This window comes from Terriglobus roseus (assembly GCF_900102185.1).
In the GTDB taxonomy this organism is placed as follows: Bacteria; Acidobacteriota; Terriglobia; order Terriglobales; family Acidobacteriaceae; genus Terriglobus; species Terriglobus roseus_A.
The window spans coordinates 944715-961527 of record NZ_LT629690.1; the positions used below are offsets into that span (position 1 = coordinate 944715).

The 16813-nt window shown below is 53.6% G+C and carries 13 protein-coding genes; 7 read left to right on the forward strand and 6 right to left on the reverse strand.

What is annotated here, in order from left to right:
- Nucleotides 1–5: 5 nt before the first annotated feature.
- From BLT38_RS04065 to BLT38_RS04080, 4 genes are all read right to left on the reverse strand, one after another.
- Complete coding sequence (locus BLT38_RS04065) at nt 6–1391, reverse strand: APC family permease (protein ID WP_083344038.1); 1386 nt, start codon at nt 1389–1391, stop codon at nt 6–8.
- 71 nt (nt 1392–1462) lie between these two features.
- The gene (gene argH, locus BLT38_RS04070) at nt 1463–2941 is read right to left on the reverse strand and encodes an argininosuccinate lyase (protein ID WP_083344039.1); all 1479 of its coding nucleotides are present in this window, start codon (nt 2939–2941) and stop codon (nt 1463–1465) included.
- Between the two features lie 79 nt (nt 2942–3020).
- Nucleotides 3021–5885: a TonB-dependent receptor gene (locus tag BLT38_RS04075; protein WP_083344040.1), complete on the reverse strand. Its 2865-nt coding sequence runs from the start codon at nt 5883–5885 to the stop codon at nt 3021–3023.
- 99 nt (nt 5886–5984) lie between these two features.
- A complete protein-coding gene (locus tag BLT38_RS04080; RefSeq protein WP_231966728.1) occupies nt 5985–7247 on the reverse strand; it encodes an ROK family transcriptional regulator in 1263 nt (420 codons plus the stop codon).
- Between the two features lie 246 nt (nt 7248–7493).
- Between BLT38_RS04080 and BLT38_RS04085 the strand changes: the two genes are divergently transcribed.
- Nucleotides 7494–10250: a PIG-L family deacetylase gene (locus BLT38_RS04085; RefSeq protein WP_156785006.1), complete on the forward strand. Its 2757-nt coding sequence runs from the start codon at nt 7494–7496 to the stop codon at nt 10248–10250.
- Nucleotides 10251–10284: 34 nt separating this feature from the next.
- On the opposite strand, the gene BLT38_RS04090 is transcribed toward BLT38_RS04085, so the two are convergent.
- Nucleotides 10285–11118, reverse strand: a complete 834-nt coding sequence (locus BLT38_RS04090; protein WP_231966729.1) for a glycerophosphodiester phosphodiesterase family protein — start codon at nt 11116–11118, stop codon at nt 10285–10287.
- Nucleotides 11119–11333: 215 nt separating this feature from the next.
- Here BLT38_RS04090 and BLT38_RS04095 point away from each other — a divergent pair, with 215 nt between their 5' ends.
- Both BLT38_RS04095 and BLT38_RS04100 read left to right on the forward strand, forming a co-directional pair.
- Nucleotides 11334–12527 (forward strand): sialidase family protein, encoded by a 1194-nt coding sequence (locus BLT38_RS04095; RefSeq protein ID WP_172838138.1) that lies wholly within the window; start codon nt 11334–11336, stop codon nt 12525–12527.
- A gap of 77 nt (nt 12528–12604) precedes the next feature.
- Nucleotides 12605–13009, forward strand: a complete 405-nt coding sequence (locus BLT38_RS04100; RefSeq protein ID WP_083344043.1) for a carboxymuconolactone decarboxylase family protein — start codon at nt 12605–12607, stop codon at nt 13007–13009.
- A 109-nt stretch (nt 13010–13118) separates the two neighbouring features.
- On the opposite strand, the gene BLT38_RS04105 is transcribed toward BLT38_RS04100, so the two are convergent.
- Nucleotides 13119–14432, reverse strand: a complete 1314-nt coding sequence (locus BLT38_RS04105; RefSeq protein WP_083344044.1) for a TlpA disulfide reductase family protein — start codon at nt 14430–14432, stop codon at nt 13119–13121.
- A gap of 507 nt (nt 14433–14939) precedes the next feature.
- On the opposite strand from BLT38_RS04105, the gene BLT38_RS04110 reads away from it, so the two are divergent.
- The 4 genes from BLT38_RS04110 to BLT38_RS04125 are packed head-to-tail and all read left to right on the forward strand — an operon-like array spanning nt 14940 to nt 16800.
- Entirely contained in the window at nt 14940–15461 is a 522-nt protein-coding gene (locus BLT38_RS04110) for a CHRD domain-containing protein (RefSeq protein WP_156785007.1), read from the forward strand.
- A gap of 10 nt (nt 15462–15471) precedes the next feature.
- On the forward strand, nt 15472–15900 hold the full coding sequence (locus BLT38_RS04115; RefSeq protein WP_083344046.1) for a CHRD domain-containing protein: 429 nt from the start codon (nt 15472–15474) through the stop codon (nt 15898–15900).
- Nucleotides 15897–16334 carry a c-type cytochrome gene (locus tag BLT38_RS04120; RefSeq protein WP_083344047.1) on the forward strand — a complete coding sequence of 146 codons (438 nt, stop codon included), beginning with the start codon at nt 15897–15899 and terminating at the stop codon, nt 16332–16334. The genes BLT38_RS04115 and BLT38_RS04120 overlap by 4 nt, the downstream gene beginning before the upstream one ends.
- Before the next feature lie 4 nt (nt 16335–16338).
- Nucleotides 16339–16800 carry a protein-disulfide reductase DsbD N-terminal domain-containing protein gene (locus tag BLT38_RS04125; RefSeq protein ID WP_083344048.1) on the forward strand — a complete coding sequence of 154 codons (462 nt, stop codon included), beginning with the start codon at nt 16339–16341 and terminating at the stop codon, nt 16798–16800.
- The last annotated feature ends 13 nt before the right edge of the window (nt 16801–16813 follow it).

Consider the following 16813-nt stretch of genomic DNA (forward strand, 5'->3'; position numbering starts at 1 on the left):
CGGATTTAAGCGGTCTTTGGTCTGCGTTGAAGTAGATACCGTGTTGCATAGATCATGAGGCCGCTGATGAGCACCAGGAGTGCCAGACGGAACTCTGTGACGATCTTTGGGCGCGACAGCAGGATGAAGATAAATGTGCTGGTCGCAATGAGACTAGGTAGTGGGTAGAAAGGCATGCGGAATCGTCCGGCGCGTGTGCGTTCCGCTCTGTGCTTCGGAAGCAGAATGGCAATGCCTTGAAGTAAGAACTGAAAGACAATGCGCAGGACCACGAGCGATGCGATGACCTCCTGCAGTCGGAAGAGGCAACAGATCAACGTAACAAGGCAGAGCACACTAAGTGAGACCACCGGAAACCCGTGACGAGGGTGCAACTTTTTGAAGATGGCAGGGAAGTTTCCGTCTTGTGCAGCGGCGTAGGGGATGCGCGAGTAGCCAAGAAGAAGTGCATACACGGAAGCTAATGACGCAATTGCAATCAAGATGACAGCGATTGATCCGGCGGCATGTGCCCATGTGTGCGAAGCAAACGCCGTTTGTACGAAGACAGCCATGGTGTACTGTCGTTCGCCACTGCTGCTATGCGTAAGCGACTGCCACGGAAGAACACCTAGCACGCTGATATTCATCAAAAGATAGAGCGTGCCAACGATGACGATGGCTCCGATCACCGCGCGCGGAATGGTGCGGCTTGGATCGCGTACTTCTGCACCCAGAAAACAGACGTTGTAGTAGCCCCAGTAGTCGTATGCGGCGACCAGAAGGCCGGCTCCAAGACCACTGAAGAATGAACTGTTCAGATGAAAGGCGTTGGGGGGGAAGCTAAATGCGAGTGAGGGCGAGAAGTGTGTGAAACCTATTGCAATGACCCCGAGCAGAGTTGCGATTACGACACCGCCCAGAACACGCGTTACCGCACCAATCTTTCGAATGGGTTGGAAGAGGAGTGCCGTACAGATGAGACACGCGGCAAGAGCCAGAACGGTCTGCGCGGTGTGGCCAAAGCCAGGTAAAAACCACGTGGCGTACTGTGCGAAGCCAATACAACCAGAGGCGATGGAAAGCGGCGCAGAGAAGATGAGCTGCCACGCGTAGAGGAAGCTGAAAGCCCTTCCGATTTTGGGTGGGTAGGCTGACTTGAGATACGCGTAAGAGCCCCCGGCCTCTGGATATGCCGTGCCAAGCTCACTCCATGTGCAACCATCAGCAAGAGAGAGCAGTGCACCGAGCAGCCAGCCAAGCATGGCCTGCGGTCCTCCCATTGCGGTCACAATCAAGGGCAATGTGATGAACGGACCCACGCCAACCATATCAATGATGTTGGCGGAGAGTGCTCCCGTGAACCCGAGTTGTCGGCGAAGATGCGGCTCGGATGGATTAACTGCGTTCATCTGGCTCTCTGAATCAAGTAATGCAGGAAATGGTCGGGCTGGTTCCGTTTCGATAATCCTACAGCCGCCGGTCATCGGTGAGATTGGGTAATTAACTCGCACTCGCGTTGAAGCAACGTCTTCGCCTTTTCCAGATTGGCTCGTGTTGCGGCCAACCACTGCTCGTCGACTTGGAGTTGCTGAGATGCATGGTCGATCTGCGCTTGCATGGCTGACGATGCGGGGCCACCCGTAATGGTGCGGATGGCGACGAAGTGCTCTGGATCCATCGCTTGCCGCAGTTGCTGTTTCGTGATGTTGAGCTTTGCTTCCTGCGTGCGTCGGAAAAGATCATCCACGAAAACGGAAACATCATCAGATGTGGCAGATCTGACTGCAGCGGAGGTGATTGTGTGAGCGTCGTGGAATGAAATGCCGGTCTGGCGCACGAGAGTGTCGGCAACTTCTGTGACGGGCAGAAAGTTGCCGCCAGCGCGTCGTCGCATCTCCTCCGTGTTGAAAGTGGCTTCGGAAAGAGCGCCCGCAATCAGCGTGAGCGCACGTTGCGCATCAGAGAAGGCAAGCGCGACGAGAGGCTGCAGCGAATCTTCGCCGTCATTCATGTCGGCGAAGGGTGTGTTGTGCAGTGAGCTCAACACAGATTGCGACTCAGTAAGCGCGCGGGATGAAAGGATACGCACATGTTCCAGCGGAACCGGATTGCGCTTTTGCGGCATGATGCTGCTGATCTGTACGTATCCGTTGGATAGGCGCAGGAAGTTAAATTCAGCGGTAGACCACAACAACATGTCTTGTGTGAATCGACCAAGGCTAAGCATAGCCGTCGCCAATACACTGCATGCTTCAGCGACATAATCGACTGCGGCGATAGCCCCGTAGCTATTCACGACAAGACCGTTGAAGCCAAGCAGGCGCATGGTGAGGTCACGCTGGATAGGGAAGCCGGTGGTAGTAATCGCGCAGGCTCCCAGCGGATTGCGATTTACACGCGCGAAGCAGGCAATAAGGCGCTCTGCGTCTCGTTCCAAAACCTCGGCCATCGCCATCATGTAGTGGCCTAATGTCGTTGGCTGTGCTGGTTGGTTGTGTGTGTAAGCCGGCATCAACGCGTCGCGGTATTGTGTCGCAATCGTTAGCAGCACCGAGCGCAGCTTAAGAGAAGCGCCGAGGATGTTCAATAGATTGGACCTAAGAACCATGCGGTACATGGTTAGATCGATATCATTTCTCGAGCGGGCGGTGTGGAGTCTTCCAGCATGCTCTTGGCCTGCGATATCGGCGAGCTTCTTCTCGACCAGGAAGAAGAGGTCTTCGACTGAGCCGTCGTAGATGGTGGAGCGGAGCTCTTCTAAATTCAGTGCATTAATACCTTGCAGGCAGGCGGCTGCAGTATCGCGTGTGATGATGCCGCTGCGGTGGAGCATAACTGCGTGCGCGCGATCAATCTCTAATAAAGACGGAAGAAAAAGATGCTGTGCATCCGCGAAGATGTGCGCAAGGACTTGTTCACGGTAGACCGGAGCGGGGAAAGAGGACGTGACGTTCGACACGGGGTAACTCCACCGTTGCTGCTTGAATGAAAGAGGACTAAAGAGGAGCGGTGATTGCCGCTCCTCTTTATGTTGTGAGTTAGAACTGTACGGCAACGCCCCATTGCACGATGCGCTGTTCCAGCACGGTACTGCGGTTGATGGTGGGCGCCACACTGGTGGCGATACCCGTTGCAGCGGTTACTGCCTGTGTGTAAGAGATGTTTGTGACGTTGTTGTGATTGAAGATATTGTTCGCTTCTAGCAGGAATGAAGGAGCAATCCGCTCCCAGATCTTCGGGAAGGTGCGCGTATAACGTGCATCTACCTGATAGACAGAAGGGCTACGAAGCGTGTTGCGTCCAACGAAAGCTGGTCGGGCTATCGTCTGCGAGGCGTCGTTATAGAAAGTCTGGCTGGAGGCAAGAATCGTTGCCTGATCGCCTGACATTAGGTTTCCGAGGACTGACAGCATGTTGTGATTGGCAAGTTCACGGCCGAATTTATTGTTGAAGTTAAACTGCGGCTCTAGAACTCCCGTTAGATTGAATGCATTCGGATGATTGACGTTGGAGTTCCCGCGATCGAATTTACGGTTTAACGTGTTCGTGACATTTGCGTTCTGCTCAAATGAGTTCACGTCCGGTGCATCCGAAATGGTGTGCGACCAGGTGTAATTTGCATTCAATGACATACCGCGTACCGGAGCCATTACAAAGTTCACGAACATGGCATTGAAGCTTGAGTTTGCTCCGGATTCGACACGATTTACCTGGTTATAGCGGGCATCATAACGAGTAGCGCCGTTGATCGCACTGCTGAAGGTGGGACGGCCGTCTGCCAAAGAACCAGTTGGAATCCCGTTGATGTTGTGCATCCACATCAGGTTCCGGCCATTCGACATGATGTAGCCGACTGTGACGGATGTCTTATTCGTGATCTGTTGAGCGACCTGCAGGTTTGCGTTCCAGGTGTATTCGTTCTTGAACCTGGGGCTCACGGTTGTGACGTTCTGCGTTGCCACTGTTCCCACGCTGGATGGAATCGTTGGATAGGCAGGAGCCCCAGCGGTGGTGGGCGTATACGTGTACGACGACGTTCGGTTTGAGCCATCAAGGGTCAACGCATTCGCCCAAAGATCGGTTGGCGTCTGTCCGTAGAAGATACCGGACGAGAGCTTTACCGTCGTCGTATTGGTCGCACGATAGCTGAGGCCAAGGCGAGGTGCGAAGTCCGTGTTCGGGACGTTGAAGTTGCGAGAATCCGTATACGGCGCATTCGGATTAGCTTTCGGAGAGGCGAAGCGGTCCCAGCGCAGACCATATACCGCAGTCAAACGCGGGGATAAAGCCCAGGTGTCCTGAACATATCCACCGTAGAAGAGCGAAGCATACCCAATACCATTCGTATCGGTTTGCGACGCGAAGTTGTCATAGGAGTACAAGTTCGTGCCATTCTTCGCACTCAGATATGCAGCGACGGAAGCGAACGTATAGCGGTTATACGAAACCAGACGCTTACGGTTTTGAATCTGAGCCAGCAGGAATCCTGCCTTGAATGTATGCGCGCCGCGGATATAGCTGATGTTTTCAGATCCTGAGGGCTGCTTGTCGGTGTAGATATCGCCCGCGTTGCTGCTGCCATTGAAAGCCGCAATGCCAGTAATCACGATGGCTGGACCCTTTCCTGTAGAGGGGCCAGCAAAGTGAGTGTTTGTGCGGTATGGCACGGAGAAACGGAATTCGTTGAGCAGATGGTCGCTGATGGCCGAGATCCACTGAACGCCGGCCACGTGTGCGCGATCCGAATAGTCCACACCAGCGCTGGTGGCATTGATGCCACCGACCTGCGTGTTGAACGGGAAGCTGTTTTTGAAGTAGTTGTAGCGCAGGAAGACGGAGTTCTTGGAGTTGATGTTGTAATCAACACGAAAGTCCATGAAAGTTCCATGGAGAAGACCGGGCGCCGTAACCAATTCTGATGACGGAAGACCAATCGCCGTGGCATTTGCCTGCGTAATGGTGACTACTGATGGGCTTCCGCGAAGAACATGCTCATAGGATCCGAAGAAGAACAGCTTGTTCTTCTTCACGGGGCCGCCAACGTTAACTGCATGATCTTCCAGGATCAAGTTTGGCTTTGTCGGATTCGTTGCCTTGTTCTGTAACAACGGAAATGCCGTGGCATCCACCCACCGCTTGATGAATTCATACTTGCCGTGGAACTCGTTGCTACCTGAGTTCGAGATAACGTTGTACACATTTCCTGTCGTCCATCCATTTTCAGGCGCGGCCGGGTTCGAGATGGTTTGAACTTCCTTCACAAAGACATTGCCGATCGGGAAGAGACGCAAGCCGATACGATCCGCCTCTGTGTTTACCATGCCGTCCATCTGGTAGTTGATGCGATCCATCAGGCCGTTGGTGTTCAGCGTACGCGGAATGCCAAGCTCAGGATTCGGGTGGCCCGAAACGCCCGGCTGGAAGACGATGAAGTTATATGGATTGCGTGAGGTGAGCGGCGCGTTCTGAATTTCAGCGGTGGAAAGCGTACGCTCGACGTTCAAGTTCGTGGGATCGATTGACACATCGGATGCTTCCACTGTGACGGCAGTATCCGCGGAACCAACTTTAAGATCGCCATCGATTACGGATTCCGTACCCGCGTTTAAGTTGACTGCGGAAACATTTAGTGGAGAGAAACCAGGTGACGTGATCTTCACCGTATATGCACCCAACGGCAAATTGATGAGCACATAGTAACCATCGGATCCCGTGGTTACAGTGCGCTCTACGCCAACAGCGGGATTCGTAACAGTGACGGTTGCGCCAGCGATTGCTGCGCCACTGGGGTCAGAGACCCGTCCGCGAATGGTTCCGTTAATGGATTGCGACTGGCTCCATGCAGCGGGAGCCGTCGAAAAGAGAATTGCGCACGAGACAAAAATCCTGGACAGCCTGGACATGAAACTCCTCCTTGAAAAGAGACAAGACAATGAACCGGATGCTGCAACTGCGAGTAATGTGAGAAACGCCAATAATTGCTGGCGAACACCGTGAAACGGTTAGAACAGCAGCTGTGTTTCGGTAGCAGCAAGGGATTGCGCGATAGCTCCGAATAGTTGGGCTTTTGTGCCCAGAGACGAAGAACGCAACCTTGGCAAAGCGAAATCGTTTTCGCGTAAACATCGCTCTGTAGCGCTACAGAGCGCCGGATGTGCACCCACACCTCCACCCAACACAATCAGTTCGGGGTTGAAGAGGAGCGAAATACTGCTGAGAGCGTCCGCCAGTACGCGTGACGTATTCTCAAGAATCTGTTCGGCAGTGGTGTCGCCTTCCAGAGCAAGATCGAAGATCTGGGTTGCGCGCATCTGCATGCGTGCCCGATCGTTTATGCCTGCTTGCCGAAGAAGTTTCTTCCATTGCAATTCGACACCTTCGCCACCAATGACGCGTTCAAGCTGACCCGTATCGCGCATGCGGACGCGTTGGCGGTCCATCCCTACGACAGGGAGATAACCAATTTCGCCTGCAGACCAGTTCGCACCGCGATGGAGTGCGCCTCGCAAAAAGATGCCAGCGCCAACTCCCGTTCCAATCGCGATAAAGATGAAATCATCAACACCGCGCGCTACGCCTTCAGCAAACTCGCCCACGGAAGCAAGGTTCACATCGTTGTCAACGCCGGCGGAAATGTTTAGATCACGTTCCAGCAAAGTCTTAAAGGGAACGTCATTCCAACCCGAAAGGTTTGGGGCAGCCAATACAACGCCGCGATCAATATCTGTCATGCCGGGAGCACCGGCTGTGATGTGGAGAATTCTACGCTTTTCCGGAAGGCTGGCCATCATCGCGTCCAGTCCCTGACGGATATGGGCAATGACACCCCGTGGCGTTTTTCCTTTTTCTGCCAGCTTGTCTTCCCATTCGGCAACCGGATTGCCGTTCAGATCAGCAAGCATCATCCGTACGTATGTGCCGCCGATGTCGGCCGCTGCTACATAACCGTGCGATGCATTAAAGCGGAGCATTGCAGGCGGACGGCCTCCGGAAGATACGCCTTCTCCCCCATCCTCTACAAGTCCGCGCTCAATCAGGTCAGACACTGCAAGCGTGACCGTGGGAACAGCCAACCCTGAGATACGTGCCAGGTCAGCACGAGAGCAGGGGGAATGTTTGCGCATCAGGTGAAGCAGCAGGCGCTGATTGGTCTTGCGCAATTGCGCCGGACGCGCGGGCTCGCCCGTTACCTCTGTCTTGGTGCGCAGAGGGGCGGTGGTGCGAGTGGAAGGGCGACGGCGAGTTGGGACCAGGCGGCGTTTCACGGATTGAGAAGGATTATAAGGAATATTTAAAAAGTTGGTGAAAACTTTTTAATTGTCGTTTAGAAAGGTTGTCAACAAATGATTTCGTTCCGTCGGGCACGAATCGATGTGAGGGGGCAAGTGCGATCTATGAGGCGAATTGTGAGTGTTGAGAGCAGAAATAGAGCTGTACGCGCGTTCGTTTACTGTCTACCGCTTGCTGTTGTTGCGGTACAGGCGACTGCACAAACGCCTGTGACTGAGCCGATGAAGATTGCTGTTGACGCGTCCTACGCTCAGCCCTTGCCGATTGAGCGCGGTGCTCCGGGACTGGCGGAATCGCTACGCAAATTACATACGCGGGCAAGTCTCATCCAGATCAACGCTCACCCGGATGACGAAGACGGAGGCATGCTGGCTTACGAGAGTCGTGGAGTCGGCGCAGATGTATCGTTGCTGGCCTTGAATCGTGGCGAAGGTGGTCAGAATGTGATGACCGGCGACTTCTGGGACCAGCTTGGCATCTTGCGGACGATGGAGCATCAGGCGGCAAACCGTTATTACGGATCGCACCTGTTCTATACGCGTGTTGCGGATTTCGGTTTCTCAAAGACGCTTGAAGAAGCCTTGAAGCAGTGGAATCACGACCGCGTTCTGGAAGACGTGGTGCGCGTTGTACGAACGGTTCGCCCAATGGTGGTGACCAGTGTTTTTGCCGGATATGTTTCTGACGGCCACGGGCATCATCAGACCGCCGGTGTGATGGCTCAGGAAGTATTCAATGCTGCGGCCGATCCGAAGATGTTTCCGGACCAGATCAAGGAAGGCCTCCTGCCGTGGAAGCCGCTGAAGGTCTATGCACGCGTGCCATTTGCGCAGGTCACTCCGAAGGGCATCTTCGACTATGCAACCAACAAGTGGGAGCCAGTTGCATTTAAGAACTATGTGACCGGAGAGCCCATCCAGGGTGTTCCGTCGGTGACTCTGACTGTCCCAGAGAGTGAATACAACGCGTTGTATGGCCGCAACTATCTGCAGGTGGCGCGGGAAGGATTGAACGAGCAGAAGTCGCAGACGGGCGGCGTAGCCATTCCGCCACCGGGTAAATTCGACAGCCCATATCACCTTTACGCATCGCGCGTAACGGCAACAGTGCCTGCTCATGAGGAATCGTTCTTCGATGGCATCGACACATCGCTACCTGCGATTGCTAGTTATCTTCCGACCGGCGCACAAGCAGAAGTTCGCATGAAGTTAGAGGCGATCGCCGCGACCGTTGATGAGGCTACGCAGAAATACAACGCAAATGATCCATCGGCGAGTGCGCCAGCATTGGCAAAGGGCCTGTCGTTGACGCGTGGACTTATCGCCGAGTTGAAAGCGTCAAAGCTTCCAGATGAAGCTCGTTACAACGCATTGCATGAGTTGCAGATCAAGGAAGGGCAGTTTAACTTCGCGCTGGGACAGGCGCTTGGCGCTTCATTGCTGGCGAGTGTGCAGACGTCACTCCCAGGCCAGAGCCAGGGGCGATCTGGTCCCATGGGTGGGGGAGACAATGTTTTCTCCACTGCTTCCGGCAGTCCGACGGCGATTCCTGGACAAGCGCTGTTAGTGGGAGTGCATGTCGCCGCGCAGGGAAGCCAGCCATTGCAGGTGGATGCTGTGGCATTGTCACCCAATACGGGTGGCGAATGGAAAATGACGGAGCAGAAGGGAATCACTGGCTCTATCGCAGCAGGAACGGCGCAGGATGCGTATATCGCTGCGACTGTGCCACTGAATGCTCCATACACGGCGCCTTACTTTGAACGACCCAACCTCGAGCAGAGCTACTACAACCTCACATCGCCCCAATACGTCACGTTGCCTGTGATGTCCTATCCACTGACGGCGGTTGCTACGTACACCTACAACGGTGTGAAGGGCGAGCTTCGCAGTGTGGTGCAGACAGCGCATCGTTATAACGGTCTGGGCGTAGTGATGGAACCCTTGCTGGTTGCCCCAGCCATCAGTGTTCGGGTGACTCCACCCGCTGGCGTTATGCCTTTGAAGGCTGGCAGCGTATCACTCGATGTGACAGTGCATTCGGATGTTAAAGGGCCTGCGCAGGGGACGTTGGAATTGAAGCTACCAAGCGGATGGACAGCTTCTCCTGCAACGCAGACCTTTGCCACCAAACGCGATGGAGAAGATATGAATCTCCATTTTGTGATCACGCCGAAGAATGTGGAAGCGAAGACGTACGAGATTGCCGCGGTGGCGAAGTACGCTGGCAAGGAGTATGCAAGCGGCTTCCAAACCATCGGCTATGCCGGTATCACGCCCTATCCGCAGTACAGAGATGCGAAGTTCCGTACGACGGGTGTCGACGTGACAGTGGCTCCGAACCTGAAGATCGCTTACATCATGGGAACGGGCGAGGAGGTTCCGCAGTCGCTGAAGGATATCGGCATTAACGTAACGCAGCTGTCCAGTGATGACATTGCAAAGGCCGACCTCAACGGATACGACTGCATCATTCTTGGCATTCGTACCTATGCAGCGCGACCAGAGCTTCGCACCTACAATCAGCGCCTACTGGATTACGTGAAGAACGGCGGCGTGGTCGTAAGCGAGTATCAGTCGCCAGAGTACGAGCGGGACTTTGCCCCTTATGTGATTCCAGTGACACGCGAGGCGGAGAAGGTGGTGGAGGAAGATGCAAAGGTAAGCATCTTGAAGCCGAATGATCCTTTGTTTACCTGGCCAAACCATATCGTTCCCGCCGACTTCAACAATTGGGTGGAAGAGCGTGGCCACGGTTTTCCGGGGGCGTTCGATCCGAAGTATGTTGCGTTGACCGAAGTACATGATCAAGGCCAGGATCCACAGCAGGGCGGCCTGATCTATGCGCAGTACGGTAAAGGATATTACGTATATCTAGCCTATGCATTCTTCCGGCAGATGCCGGAAGGCGTGCCGGGAAGCTTCCGCATCATGGCGAATCTGATCAGTGCAAAGAAAAACCCCAATCTCTCGCACTGATTAAGTATCAGAGAGTTCCCTGTGCTCGGAAGTGCTAGTGCGTGGCTTGGCCGTGTAGGCGAAGATACGTTGCTAGCTCTTCCGGGCGATTTGTCTGGATGCCATTAGCTCCTTGGTCGATTGCTCTCTGCCAGAATTCGGGCGTATCGGCTTCGTCCAGGCGATCGACGAATATCTGTGCGTGTGCTTCTTTTGCGACCAGAATCGCTGGTTTCAGGAAGTCGTCGTTATCGAATGCAAGGACGGCGATCGGCATGGAATGCAAAAGGAATCGGCTTACATCAGCATTCTGCGCTTCGGGCATCAACCGCAGGGCTGGCAGAATTTTGTGCACTTCATATAGAAAAAACGAATTGCCGTAGATGACTACGTGATCCTGCATGTCGTGTCGGACGATTGTGTCCACGAGCTGCTGTGGATCGGCGTCTTTGGTGTCGACGTAGACATTGATTTTGTTGCGAGCAAGATCGAGAGCCTCGTCGAAGGTTGGGACCTTGGTTCCTGTGAATGATGGCGAAAACTTAACGCCCGCATCTAGTGATCGAATCTGGTCGAATGTGTGGCTCTTTACGTCTCCTTTGCCGTCGGTTGTCCTGTCGAGCGTCCTGTCGTGCATCAGAATCAATTTGCCGTCAGAGGTGGTACGCACGTCCAGTTCAAAGTAATCCGCGCCAGCATCCGCGGCGGCTTGAAAGGCCACCAATGTGTTTTCAGGGTGGTGCAGATGCTCTCCACGGTGCGCAATAACCACGATCTTTCCCGGTGCTTGAGCTAATGCAGGGGCTGGCCGATACGCAGCCTTAGGCGATTGAGCAAAAGGACTGTTAGTGCTCATGGCCAGAAAGAAAATGACAGTTGCGTTCAACACGAAGAGGATTCCTCCGAAATTTTGATCGAGCTCACGCGATAACAGATGCCAGTGCAGCGCTGTATCACGGATACTTTCATGCAGCGAGGAGTTCTATCCACTGGTTCATTCTCAAGAGCGGAGATTACAGGTTAATGAGCCCCAGTGTTCCGCGAGCGAGACTCGGATGGATACGATGTTGCGGTCCAGAGAATGATGAATCGGAGAGTGCCGAAATGAGGATGTATCGGATAGCTGCGGGCATGCTGTTGGCTTCATTGAGTGTGGCAGGAAACAGCCAGACGAAGAACGCGGAGTCGACGGCGGCAGTGGACGCTCCGGATGGTCTTTCGGCAACGTTATCTCCTGATAAAGATTTACCGAGGGCCAAGTCTGCCTTCCTTCCGGAATTATTTGCCTCCTCGCATGCTTCGAATTTGCTTCAACTTAAGAACGGCGATCTTCTTTGCGTATGGTTTTCGGGTACTGCGGAAGGGCAATCGGATGTAGCCATTGTTGTCTCGATTTTGCCCAAGGGATCAATGACATGGGGTAAGACTGTCCGGGTGGATCATGATCCGGCCAAGTCCTACCAAAACCCTGTTGCCTATCAGGCTCCGAACGGAGATATCTGGATACTGCACACAGCGCAGACAGCAGGCAAAGGACAGGCCGATGCGCAGGTTTTGAAGACTGTTTCCAAAGATGGCGGAAAGACCTGGAGCGCGCCTGTTGTTCTTTTCGCGGAAGCCGGGGCTTTCACGCGCCAACCCTTTGTTCATGGCGAACGCAACGACCTTCTACTTCCTACCTATTACTCAACCAGCGCAGGCATCACGAAGGGCGCGGAGACAAACTATCCCGTTGTTAAATTGAGCGCGGATGGAGGCCAGACATGGAAGGAGTGCGCTGTTCCCAAAGCTGAGGGCATGGTGCAGATGAGCATTGTGAAGCAGGCACCGGGACGTTATGCTGCGTTTTACCGCAGCCGTTTTGCAGACAAGATCCATCGTTCAACATCCACCGATGGCTGCAACTGGACGGCTCCCGTGCCAACGCCGTTACCGAATAACAATGCTTCCATTCAGGCGGCGAAGCTTCGTGATGGGAACATCGTCGTGGTGTTCAACAACACCTCTGGGCATAAACCGGGGCACGTGACCCAGTCGGGTGAACGAGTTCCGGTCTCGATTGCACTTTCCAGTGATGGCGGTGTTACGTGGAAGTATGTTCGCGATATGGAGACACGCGACAGCCATGCACCACTACCAAAAGGGCAGCGTATGGAATACAGCTATCCTGCGGTTCTGCAGCTTGCGAATGGAAAGATCATGGCGAGTTATACATATCGTCGCTTGGGGATAAAAACTGTTCTGATAGATGAGAACTGGATCAAGCAGGGCACTACAACGGGAGAGTACAAGCCGTAAGACTGCAAGTAACCAACTTCGAGCAAAATGCAATGAAGACGTGGCATCCTGCATAAGCGGCATGGAGGCAGCGGAAGATGGCTACGGTAAGACTATGGACAGACGATGATGTGGCAGCGGATGCGAGATGCAAAGCTGTGTTCGATGACATTCGCGCGACGCGCAAATCAGATTTTGTCAATAACTTCTGGCGGGCACTGGCCAATCAGCCGGACCTTTTGGAACAGACATGGGCTCGTGTGAAGAAGGTAATGATTGAGCCTGGGACGCTTGATCCGCTCACAAAGGAACTGATCTATATCGCAGTTTCCACGATGAATAGTTGCACGTATTGCACGCATTCACATACAGCGGCGGCGCGTGCCAAAGGGCTCACTGAGGAGCAGTACGCAGAGTTTCTTGCAGTAGTCAGCATGGCAGCTCATACCAATTCGCTTGCCAATGCACTCCAGATTCCTGTGGACAATGAGTTTCTTGCGTAAGAGCTGAAAGACGTTTCGTGTTGTATAAACTCAACGCTTCCAGATTGTTTGCATAAAGTAAGGTGGCGGCCAGGATTTCCGGGCCGCCACCTTTTCCGTATTGCTACGTTTAGTTCAGCTGCGCGCTTTGGCTGGGAACAGGTTGCGCAAGCATTTTCTCTACCAGTGTTGTGACTTCGTGTTCTAGCGCAATGTGGCCAGCAGTATTGCCCGGACCTGCAAAGCCTGCGTGGGTTTCCTTTACCAATCCATCACGACCGACAAAGAACGATGTCGGCCAGCAATTGAGATTGACGCCCTGCGGGATCTTTTCATTGAGCTGGTCCGTTGTTCCGGCAAGAAGCACGGGATAGGTGATGCCATAGTGCTGAATGAAGGCCTTCAGTCGAGATGAGTCGGTTTCCGGATCGCCCTGTTCAAAGTCGAGATTCACGATCTCAAGCCCTTTGGAATGAAAACGCTTATAGAGACTCACGAGAAGACCTGCTTCATCGTGGCAGTTGGGGCACCAGGAGCCACCAATTGCAACGATGACAACTTTGCCTCGGAACTGCGGATCTCTGTTAGAGAGCACCTTGCCATTCAGGTCAGGAAAGCTGAAGGCGAACGGAGCATTTGGGTCTTTGATAGATGTCTGTTGTGTCGTATCGGTAGGAGCAGGCAAGTTTAGCTTCCGTGCTTCGTCCGGCCGATGCGCGACGAATTCTGGAGACGAGCCATGCACTCCGCCGAGAAGGCTCTTCACCACGAGTGTTCCATCGGCCTGAGGTGTTACGGAATAGGCTGCGCCGCCTGCTGCAGTGAAATGACCGAGAGTGTAGCTGGTTCCATTCCATGTGCCCCATAGGCCGCCTGTGTCGCCGTCGATACGCTGAATCGCCGCTTTGATCACGGGTGATCTGCCGGTTGGCGGATCCACTCGAAGCTCCCATGCACCTTCACCCTTGTTGCTCTTTGTGGCGATCTCCCACGAGCCAGAGATATTCGGAGCGTTGGGAGATGAGGTTGGATCAGACAGCTTACCGATGCGTTTCGCTGTAAATGTCGAAGGAGGAGAGGGGCGCTTGCCCGGATGTGTTGCGCCATAGGTTCCTGTCAACGAATCACCTTCAAACGTAGCGTCGAGTGTGCGCGCGAAATAATCGAACGACGCAACGAGATGATTCCCTTCCAGCGTTACCGCACTTGCCGGAGATACATCGGGATTTGTAGCAGGGCCATTGAGAAATGCTGCTTCCAGCTTTGAACCGTTGCGCGTAATGCGGATGGTGACGGGAATTTCAGTGTCACGTACTTTTGCCACACCCTGCCACACGCCGGTTGTTAGTTTTGCTGGTGAGGTTTGTGCAAGCAACGCAGGCGTGAGCTGCACGAGAGACACAGCAGCCAAAGAGGATGCGAGGACGCGTCCAGAAAGCTTCATGACGAAGGCTCCGTTTAGATCAGGTTTTTAGGTGTGAGTCAGAAGATTTGGTCGTAAGACGCGCCCGCTCTTTCTGGGCCGCACAAACGACTGTGTGGTGCCTGCGTTAGCGGCAACAACAACACAGTCTGGAAGCAGTGTGCATGCGGTAAAAGTAAACAGCCTCTAGCTAGGAGTCAAGTAGACGCTTCAAGAAGGATCTAATTATCGAATGGAAAACTACACGAGGACGTTTATTTTTCTTTCAGTTACAGAGCTTAGTTACAGCGATGGAACATTCACTTTTGGCTCTTCAAGATTCTCGAGATAATCAACAGACTTGACATCTGTAACGCATGTGTTAACGTTTCTCACATGCGTACTCTCTCGCAGCTTTGTTGTTGCTTCCGATAGGTTTTCACCTATAGGTAGAGCGTCATGCGCCTACGAGTTTCGCTTCCCACACATCAATGAATGCCGACTGTGGCCCGCATTTGAGCGGACGCAGCTTATAGCGATTCAACGCTTTTGGCATTGCAATGCACAGGTGATTTCATGTCATCGTCTCAACGACGTTTCATATTTGTTGTAGGCCTTGCACTACTACTGGTTGCAAATCCGGTATCTGCCAGCGGAAGGAAGAAGGAACTCCGATCGTCTCCGGAACCGCTAGCGAAAGTGTATTTATTCAAAGCCGATCTGGATGGCGCAATCGCTTTGCCAGGTAATAGCGAGCCAGCAAGCGGAGACGTAGCCGCCACCTATGATGCGGAAACCCATGTTTTGCGATTTAATGCGCGTTTCCTCAACCTTTCTGGGCCGGCGACGAACGCGAAGTTCTTTTCGGCAGCGGCTATTGATCGAGTGGGGTGGGCCACGGTGGCAGCGGCGCGGCCGGACGCAAGGTTGGTAACGGGAACCGCGTGGCTTGATCAGGAAGAAGAACAGGAGCTTCTTGCAGGGCGTTGGTATTTCAATGTGGCAACCGAAAAGCATCCGAACGGTGAAATTCGCGGAGCCGTACGGTTAGTAAACAAAACGAATGAGTGAGGGAGAAAGAATGAAAAAGCTTCAGGTATTGGCAGCTACATTTGCAATCGGTTTCGCATCGCTTTCCTTGCATGCCGAGTCCATCAAGTTGAAGGCCACTCTTACCGGTGGTGAGGAAGTTCCTGCTAGGCAGGTGTCGGGAACAGGAACACTGACCGCAACGTTGGATACAGATACGAATACGTTGAAGTATCACGTGGAGTACCAGGGACTGACTGGGCCAGTCGTTGCGGCCCACTTTCACGGTCCCGCAGCTCAGGGCGTGAATGCTAAACCGCAGATTCCCGTGAAAGCACCCTTTGATAGCCCTGTCGATGGCACTGCAAGCATTACGGCGGATCAGGCGAAGGATCTGCTGGACGGGAAGTGGTATTTCAACTTGCATACTTCGGCTAACCCCGGTGGTGAGATCCGCGGGCAGGTTGTGAAGGCGCAATGATGCGATTACGCATGAGGCCGTGGTTTGTTACAGGCGTGCTGGGGCTGTCGTTTGTGGCGAAAGGGGCGATCACTTATCTCCATGCGGAGACCGGCTCATTCGCTCAAACCACAGCGCTGCCAAAGCCAACAAACCTAAGGGTGTTGCCTAAGGCCTCATCGCTTCCTGATGTCTACACACGTATGGCTCAGATTCAGAAAGACCTTGGCGTCGATTGCAGTTTCTGCCATGACCAGGATCCTGATTCCAAACAGGTCAACTATGCATCAGATGAGAACCCGAGGAAAGAGACGGCAAGGGCCATGATGCGTATGACTCAGGACATTAATGAAAAGTATCTGGGGGCACTGGGAGATCGACAATATTCGCCGCCTATTACATGCGGAAATTGCCATCTAGGGCAAATGCATCCGCCGCAATTTGAAGGGAAGTAATGAGATGAGAAAAGTACTTGCAGCACTCGCAGTTCTTCTAATCTCCACAGCTGGCGCTACCGCACAGCGACCAGGGAGCGTGCAGTGGAGTGCATCAGTGAAACCCTCAGCGCATGCGGGGGAATATGTTGTCGAATTGCATGCTGATGTGGAGAGCGGATGGCATGTGTACTCAGCGAAGCAGGCACCCGGCGGCCCGTTGCCGCTGGTGATCCGTGTGGAGCAGGGAGCGCCATTCTCATTGGATGGAGCGATCACAGGGAGCAATCCAATCCAGCATCATGATGCGAGTTTCAATCTTGATACCGAATACTTCACTGGAACTTTTCTTCTGGATGTTCCAGTGAAGTCCACAACGCAAGGCCCTGGAGATGTTCCTCTTGCTGTGCGGTTTCAGATGTGCAGCGATACAACATGCATGCCACCGCGAACGATTCATTTAGTGGCAAAGGTTAATGCTTCTTAGATTCGTTGAGTTG

Excerpts from the sequence above, each read along its gene's own strand:
- BLT38_RS04065 (WP_083344038.1), bottom strand. The coding sequence starts at position 1,391 with ATGAACGCAGTTAATCCATCCGAGCCGCATCTTCGCCGACAACTCGGG.
- BLT38_RS04075 (WP_083344040.1), bottom strand. The coding sequence starts at position 5,885 with ATGTCCAGGCTGTCCAGGATTTTTGTCTCGTGCGCAATTCTCTTTTCG.
- BLT38_RS04085 (WP_156785006.1), top strand. The coding sequence starts at position 7,494 with ATGAAGATTGCTGTTGACGCGTCCTACGCTCAGCCCTTGCCGATTGAG.
- BLT38_RS04095 (WP_172838138.1), top strand. The coding sequence starts at position 11,334 with ATGAGGATGTATCGGATAGCTGCGGGCATGCTGTTGGCTTCATTGAGT.
- BLT38_RS04100 (WP_083344043.1), top strand. The coding sequence starts at position 12,605 with ATGGCTACGGTAAGACTATGGACAGACGATGATGTGGCAGCGGATGCG.
- BLT38_RS04105 (WP_083344044.1), bottom strand. The coding sequence starts at position 14,432 with ATGAAGCTTTCTGGACGCGTCCTCGCATCCTCTTTGGCTGCTGTGTCT.
- BLT38_RS04115 (WP_083344046.1), top strand. The coding sequence starts at position 15,472 with ATGAAAAAGCTTCAGGTATTGGCAGCTACATTTGCAATCGGTTTCGCA.
- BLT38_RS04120 (WP_083344047.1), top strand. The coding sequence starts at position 15,897 with ATGATGCGATTACGCATGAGGCCGTGGTTTGTTACAGGCGTGCTGGGG.
- BLT38_RS04125 (WP_083344048.1), top strand. The coding sequence starts at position 16,339 with ATGAGAAAAGTACTTGCAGCACTCGCAGTTCTTCTAATCTCCACAGCT.